The sequence below is a fragment of the Erwinia sp. V71 genome (assembly GCF_965644245.1).
Lineage (GTDB): Bacteria > Pseudomonadota > Gammaproteobacteria > Enterobacterales > Enterobacteriaceae > Erwinia.
In genome coordinates this window covers 1-7,760 of the sequence record NZ_CBFFRK010000169.1, presented here as the reverse complement: position 1 = coordinate 7,760, position 7,760 = coordinate 1, and the positions used below count along the sequence as shown (strand labels likewise).

Below are 7,760 nucleotides of genomic sequence, written 5' to 3'. Positions count from 1 at the left end.
GAGCACTGAACAGCAGGCCAAGAAAATGCCTCGGGTTCCGGCAGCCTTCAGTGGTCTTTGCAGAGTTAAGACAGGCGACTTAGCGTTGCACTTCGAACTTGAATCCGCCGAGAACTGTTAATCAATAATCTGCAACAGGGCATTACGCGCAATAACGTTGCTGCCTGTAAAGCAATAACACGACAAATCATCGCTAAACCAGGCGGCACTGTCGCTGGCAAACGAAAGCACCATCAATAGCGTGTAAATTCGCTCAGCCACAGCAATAACAGATCATATTTGACTTTTGTCAGCAAATAACACCTGTAATTTTATTTTATACAGATGAGTAAGAGTGGAAAATAAATACTCAATATAACATTCACCATTTGGAATTAAATATTCATAAAAATCAAAATGATGAATACAGGTTAAAAATAAAAAATCAGCCTGTGGAAACAACGATATAATTAACACTATAAGCAAAACAACAATCAGCTTAAGCATAATCTGAAACTACTGTCTCACTTCGCGAAAAACTGGACGTCAAATAGCAAACCAGGCAATGCTTTTTATCAGAAGAACAAACTTGCCTGCACTGTAAAATAAAAACGCTCAGGAGTGCCTGTGAAAACTGAAATATTTAATATCTGGCCAACGGGTGATGCGCCGGGCGCCAGCGATTCGCGCGCGCAGCCGCAGATCGTTGATACCGCGGGTCCCTTTGAACCGCACGATCGCGCCGCAACCGGCGTCCGTTGCCCGGAAATTGCCATGTGGCACCCTGAGAAATCTAACGGCATTACCCTGCTGGTCGCCCCGGGCGGCGGCTATCAGCGCATTATGATTGACCGTGAAGGCAGCGCACTGGCGCTGTTCTTTACCACCATGGGTTACACGCTGGCGGTGATGACCTATCGCCTGCCTGCTGATGGTCACCACGAAGGTGCCGACGCACCGCTGGCCGATGCTCAGCGTGCCGTGCGTCTGCTGCGTGAACGCGGGCAGCAGGGATTAAACGGCCAGCACATTGTGATGATGGGCTTCTCGGCCGGTGGTCATGTTGCCGCCAGCCTTGGCACCCGTTTCGGGGAAAAAGTCTACCCGCTGCAGGACGCCGCCGATCATCACCCGGCGCGCCCGGACGCACTGGTGCTGCTCTATCCGGTCATCAGCATGCGTGACGGGCTGGCGCATGAAGGGTCGCGTGAAAGATTGCTGGGAAGAGATAACAGTCAGGGCACTCAGCAGGCGTATTCGCTGGAGACGCGTGTAACCCGTGACACGCCGCAAACTATGCTGATCCATGCCGTGGATGACGATGCCGTCTGCGTGAATAACAGCATGGTGTTTTTCACTGCTCTGCGGGAAAACGATGTGCCGGTGGAATTACATTTTTACGAGAAAGGCGGGCATGGTTTTGGCATTCGTGGCGTCGCCGATCTGCCGCTGGCCAGCTGGCCGATGCTGGTGACGGAGTGGTTACGCGCACGGACATGGTGACGAGCGTTCCGGGCCGTCAACGGCCCGGAAACTAAACCGTTGTTACGACTGTGGCGCAGCCCCTTCCGTCGCTTCTGGCTTCACTTCATCCTGTGCTGCAGCGGCAGGTTCCGCTGCCGGTTCTGCCGCAGCCGCTTCCGGTGGCGTCATAATGCGCTGCCAGCCTTCCTGCAGCTGCTTAACATTTGTTTCCGCCTCACCCTGTGGCTGCATCAGGACCATGGTCAGCTCCTGCGTCAGCTGCTGGCGCAGTTCCTGATTCAGCATCGGCAGCGTCAGGCCGGACAGGAACGCCTGGCGCAGTTTCTGATACTGCTCCGGCGCAATATCCACCACCGCATTCTGCTGTGAACGCAGACGCTGGCTCATCAGCACATCGGTACTGGTGCGCGCATAGGTGGCGAACAGCTTGTTCAGCTCAATGCTTTTCTGCGCCATCAGCGAGTCGAACTCATCCTGCGGCAAACCGTTATCACGAATATTCGCCAGTTCACGCGCAATCAGATTCATATTGTTTTCCAGCGTGGCATTGCCGGAATCGATATTGATCGCACACTGCGCACGCTGATACAGCACACGGCAGTCAAAACCAACCTGCACACCCTGCGCTTTGCTGTCGCTCAGTGTGCGCTGCACATGCCAGAACAGCGCTTCACGCGCCAGATCACTCTGCCAGTAACGCATCAGATTCTGCGAATCACGAATCGGCTGCCACGGCGAATCCCACACCAGCGCGAGGCGATCCTGGCTGAGATTGCTGTTCACCAGATTCACCGGCTGATGCGGCAATGGCGACAGCGTCGGCATCGGCGCAGGCGTTTCACGCTTGCCTTCCAGCGTGGAGAATGTCTTGTTGATCTGCTCGGACAGGCTGCGGCTGTCCACATTCCCGACCACGAACAGCGTCATGGCGTCCGGGGTGTACCACTGTTTGTAGAAACCGCCGAGCTGTTTCACATCCACCGGTGCTTTGCTGGATTCTGCCGGATCATGTGCCAGCAGCAGTGAGCCTTTCAGGCGGTAGCGCCACCAGACATCCTGTGGATTGCCCGGATACGTGGCAATCGGGTTATCTGCCGTCAGCGCGGTGTTTACGACGTCATCATTCACCGCCATCTTACCTGCCGTCGCCGCCAGCCAGTTCAGCGCTTCTTTCAGCAGCTCCGGGCGGTTGTTGGGCAGACTGAGGTTGTACTGGGTGAAATCGTAGGACGTGACAGCGGGCGGCAGCGGGCGATTAGGGTCAATACCCTGTTGCCACAGCGCACGCTGCTGGTTGGTATCCAGCGCGGCATTATGCACCAGCGCCAGACGTGGTAATAAATGGCTGAATCCGACCTGCTGGGCATTCTCCACCAGCGATCCGGTATTCACCATTAAACGAATTTCAATTCTGTCGCTGGGACGCTGCGGCGTAGTCAGCAACTGCCAGCTAAAACCATTATCTAATTTTCCCTGCTGCCAGGCAGGGTCGGGTTGTAGTGTTTCAGCCTGCAACGTACTACTGGCCACCGCCAGCAACACTCCACCAACCAAAAGACGTATTCTGGTGCCCTGCATGTGAACCCCTACTCAATCACAAACCAATAATCATCGCTGGCGCTGTGCCGCTTGTCACGATCGTTCCCGCTGATCGCCAGGGGAAACGGCTGCATTCAGACCACCGCTTGTTAGACCACGCAATAGCTGAGTTGTCGCACAACGAAGTGAAAAATCATGAAAAAAAACAGTTGGGGTTTATTATGCAAATGCCCGCAGTAAGGGCAAGCTACTGCGGGCATTTGGCGGAGATTTCAGATAAATAAGTCGTCCTGAGCGCGATTTTACACCGTTTTTTCCTGTTTCGCCGGTGAGGAGAGTGTCGCTTTCATCTGTTTCTCATCAAGCTGACCGACCCACTTCGAAACAAAGACGGTTGCCACGCCGTTACCGACCAGGTTAGTCAGCGCACGCGCTTCTGACATAAAGCGGTCAATACCGAGGATCAGCGCCAGACCGGCGACCGGCAGATGTCCCACCGCCGAGATGGTGGCCGCCAGCACGATAAAGCCACTACCGGTCACACCCGCCGCCCCTTTCGAGGAGAGCAGCAGCACCACCAGTAACGTCACCTGATGCATAATATCCATATGACTGTTGGTGGCCTGAGCAATAAACACCGCCGCCATGGTCAGATAGATGGACGTCCCATCGAGGTTAAACGAGTAACCGGTCGGGATGACCAGACCGACGACGGATTTTTTACAGCCCAGACGCTCCATTTTCTCCAGCATACGCGGCAGCGCTGACTCAGAAGAGGAGGTGCCCAGTACGATCAGCAGCTCTTCTTTGATGTAGGCGATAAAGCGGAAGATGCTGAAACCGACCGAACGCGCAATCAGGCCCAGTACGATCACCACAAACAGAATACAAGTGATATAGAAGCAGACAATCAGCTGGCCGAGCTGCACCAGCGAGCCCACACCATATTTACCGATGGTAAAGGCCATGGCACCGAACGCACCAATTGGCGCGACACGCATAATCATATTGATGACGCCAAAGATCACTTTAGAGAAGCTTTCGATGACGTTAAACATCAGGGTGCCTTTGTCACCCAGATGATGCAGCGCGAAACCAAACAGCACGGCAAACAGCAGCACCTGCAGAATATTGCCGCTGGCAAAGGCGCCAATCACGCTGCCGGGAATAATATCAAGCAGGAACGGGATAATCCCCTGCTGCTCCGCCTGCTGGGCATAGACCGCGACCGCTTTGGCATCCAGCGTCGCCGGGTCGACATTCATGCCTGCACCCGGTTCCAGCAGGTTGACCACGATCAGACCGATAATCAGCGCCAGGGTGCTGACAATTTCAAAATAGAGCAGCGCGACCGCGCCTGTGCGCCCGACCGCTTTCATGCTCTCCATGCCAGCGATACCGGTGACCACCGTACAGAAAATCACCGGTGCGATAATCATTTTGATCAATTTAACAAAGGCGTCGCCCAGCGGTTTCATCTGCGCGCCAAGTTCGGGGTAGAAGTGGCCCAGCAAAATACCAATAGCGATGGCGGTAAGAACCTGGAAATAGAGACTTCTGAACAGTTTCATGAATATGCTTCCGTTAAGGACAGGTGATGCGAGTGATGTTGCGCCCCGTCATACTTCAGGTGCAGACCGCGGCTTAGCGCTTTGCTGCAGCTCAAATTATTAAGGGGTATATCGTTAGAATGTATTGTCAGCGGAAAATAACACCCACTTAACAAGATTGATATAACCTGACACAACTTGCGGAAACCATAATCTCCTTTTATGAACTGAAACGCTTCAGCAAAAGATTATGTTACAGATAATACAGATAGTGATGACTTACCCCTGCTGCGGGTTATCACCCTCAGGCGCGCTAAGCCAGTGCTCAAAAGCCGCCAGCGGCAGTGCCTCAGAATAGAGATACCCCTGCGCAATATGGATGCCACGCGCCAGCAGCCAGTCGCGTTGCTCCGCGGTTTCCACCCCTTCGGCCACCACATCAATCGCAATAATCTCGGCAATCGCCGCGACAATTTTCATCATGGTGTCGTCATCTGGCAGAGCGGCAACAAAGCTGCGGTCCATTTTCAGTTTGTTGATCGACAGCGATTTGAACTGATGTAAGGAGTTAAGATTGGAGTAGCCCATGCCGAAGTCGTCCAGCGCCACCGAAATACCGACGCGTTGCAGCTCGCTCAGCAGCGCGACAGCCTGTTCCGGGTCGCCCACCTGCGCCGTTTCGGTAATTTCCAGCACCAGACTGCCAGGGCGGATACGATAATGCGACAGTAAATCCTGCAAATGGGTGACCACGGCCGGGTCACCCAGCTGCACCGCGGAAATATTAACGCTGAGCGGCAACTCAATGCCGCGTTTCTGCCAGCCCGCCAGAATACGGCAGGCTTCTTCAAACACCCACTGCCCGAGGATGCCGATCACCCCCAGCTCTTCCGCACCGGTAATAAAATCTTCCGGCAGACTGTAGCTGCCATCCGGCTGACGCATCCGCAGCAGGGCTTCCGCCCCGACCAGTGCGCCACTACGCATATCCACCTGTGGCTGCAGGAACAGTGCAAACTGCTCCTGTTCCAGCCCCAGCAAAATATCGTGCTCCTGCGTGAGACGCTTTTGCGCCCGTTCGGTCAGATGCGGATCAAAGAACAGGATCTGGTTTTTTCCCTGATGGCGCGCGGACATCATCGCCGACGTCGCACGCCGCAACAGTTCCACCGCTTTCAGCGCGTCATCATCGCGTTGCGCCATACCGATGCTGATATTTGGCCGCAACTGCATATGCTGCAGGGTAACGGGCTGCGTCAGGCGCGCCATAATCGCGCGGGCCTGGCGAATGGCGCGGAACGGCGTACTGGCACGTTTAACCAGCAGCGCAAAATCACTGACCGTCAGTTGCGCCAGCACCGTGCGATCGTCCAGGCAGCCGCGGATTTTCTCCACCAGCGTCAGGGTCAGCGCATCGCGCTGCTCATCAGTCAGCACTCCTGCCGCTTCCTGCAGCGTCTCAATGCGCAGCAGCATCACGGTAAAACCTTTCTCCGCGCCGGCAGCCTGCAGGTGTTGTTCCAGCAACGCGAGGAACAGCGTTTTATTCGGCAGGTCAGTCAGAACAAAGTGCGTGGTCAGGCGACTCATCTCATCATGAACCGACTCCAGCACCTGCTGATTACGGTTATAACTGCGGATCAGCATGCCGATTTCATCATCGCGGTGACGCGCCGGGATCGCCAGTTTGTGCGTCAGAATCTCCTGCGGCGGCAGTTCCTGTAACCTGCGCGCAATATCGCGCAGCGGATGCACAATCAGCCGGTTGATGCACCAGCTGATGGCCACCGACAGGATCAGCGCCAGCAGCAAATAGGTGGTGAGCATGGTGGAAACCATGCTGAGAATAAACTGATAAACGCGCCACGAATCCGCCTGCAGCACCAGATACGCCAGCGGTTTCGGCACCGCAGTGCGGTCGGAGGAATAGAGCGGCACCGTAATTTGCACCGGCAGCTCAAACAGGCGCGCCACCCAGCGCGGCACAGTTTTTTCCGTGGCAAAATCGGTCTGCAATGCCTGAAACTCATTCGGCAACACAATATCCGCACGCGACAGAATGCCCGCAGGTTTCAGAGAGTGAAGGATGCGTTCGGCTTCGACAATATCGGCGCGCAGTACCGCTTCTGACAGCGGGACACGTACCGTATGCGCGATATTCTCCATTTGCTGGGCGTAGTCAATCTTGCGCTGCTGCACAAAATGGAAAAGCTGGATCACGATAAAGATGCAGATGGTGATGATCGCGACCACGGATACGGTCGCCATCTGCTTAATCGTAAGTGAACGACTGACGCGCAAGGTTGTTCTCCAGAACACCGCTAAGGAATAAGAAGGCAAAAACTGCCCCGAGTATATCCCATGGAGGGTCTTTTTTAATCCCGCAGAACAGTGCGGACATCCATGTTTAAGTGTTTTCCGAAACGGATGCTCACCTTTTATTTAAAATCAGCATAAGGTGACAACGGTTGCGGCGGCATATCCAGATCGCCGTCCCAGCCTGCCATGGAGTAACGCAGATACAGCAGTCCCTGGCTGGGGGTGTAATCCTTCGCCTGCTGAATGTCCACGCCCAGGCCCAGCGTCCAGTGCGACGTTAAACGGCGCTCCACCACCGCCTGTAAAGTATAACCTACGCCGCCGCCCGTGCTGGCCGCTGAAGGCGAATTGTCGCTGGGGGTGAAGCCGGGATCGACCGGATAGCGCAGCTGGCTTTTGCTGCGTGAGTGTGACCACGAGAGCGAGCCGGAGAGATCATACGACCAGTTTTCCGTACGCTGCCGCCAGCTGACGGGCAACGCCAGCGAGAAGTAGCTTTGCGGGCTGTAGTAACCGCCCTGACCAAATGAATAACCGCTGAGGTCCTTCTGGTAGTGCCACAGCATGCTGCTCACTCCCACCGTCATACGGCGGTGGTTGTCATTAATCAGCTTATAGTAGTAGCCGCCCATCAGCCGCTCACGCGAGTTATCTGCAACATTTTTACCGGTGATTTGATGCGCGCTGAGATCGGCCCAGACGCCGTGCGCTTCACCCTGATCGTAACTCAGTCCGACAGCACCGCCCGTCGCCACCACCCCGCCCCAGCTGCGACCGCCCTCCGGGCTGGGATCGCGCGCACCGGCAAAGGAGAGGGCGGATTCAAGTTCGAAGTGCAACGCTAAGCCGCCTGTCTTAACTCTGCAAAGACCACTGAAGGCTGCCGGA

4 protein-coding genes and 1 pseudogene are annotated in these 7,760 nt (G+C 55.2%); 1 reads left to right on the top strand and 4 read right to left on the bottom strand.

The features are described 5' to 3' along the window. The first annotated feature begins 606 nt into the window (after positions 1–606). Positions 607–1,482 carry an alpha/beta hydrolase gene (locus ACSZO1_RS21010; protein WP_437616127.1) on the top strand — a complete coding sequence of 292 codons (876 nt, stop codon included), beginning with the start codon at positions 607–609 and terminating at the stop codon, positions 1,480–1,482. Between the two features lie 42 nt (positions 1,483–1,524). Here ACSZO1_RS21010 and ACSZO1_RS21005 read toward each other — a convergent pair whose 3' ends face one another. The 4 genes and pseudogenes from ACSZO1_RS21005 to ACSZO1_RS20990 all read right to left on the bottom strand — a co-directional run. After that, the gene (locus tag ACSZO1_RS21005; protein ID WP_437616125.1) at positions 1,525–3,042 is read right to left on the bottom strand and encodes a M16 family metallopeptidase; all 1,518 of its coding nucleotides are present in this window, start codon (positions 3,040–3,042) and stop codon (positions 1,525–1,527) included. A 263-nt stretch (positions 3,043–3,305) separates the two neighbouring features. Continuing rightward, the gene (locus ACSZO1_RS21000; RefSeq protein WP_437616123.1) at positions 3,306–4,574 is read right to left on the bottom strand and encodes a dicarboxylate/amino acid:cation symporter; all 1,269 of its coding nucleotides are present in this window, start codon (positions 4,572–4,574) and stop codon (positions 3,306–3,308) included. Positions 4,575–4,832: 258 nt separating this feature from the next. Further along, on the bottom strand, positions 4,833–6,854 hold the full coding sequence (gene hmsP / locus ACSZO1_RS20995; RefSeq protein WP_437616121.1) for a biofilm formation regulator HmsP: 2,022 nt from the start codon (positions 6,852–6,854) through the stop codon (positions 4,833–4,835). 137 nt (positions 6,855–6,991) lie between these two features. Beyond that, a pseudogene (locus tag ACSZO1_RS20990) lies at positions 6,992–7,693 on the bottom strand (cellulose synthase subunit BcsC-related outer membrane protein); the annotation flags it as partial. Positions 7,694–7,760 lie beyond the last annotated feature (67 nt).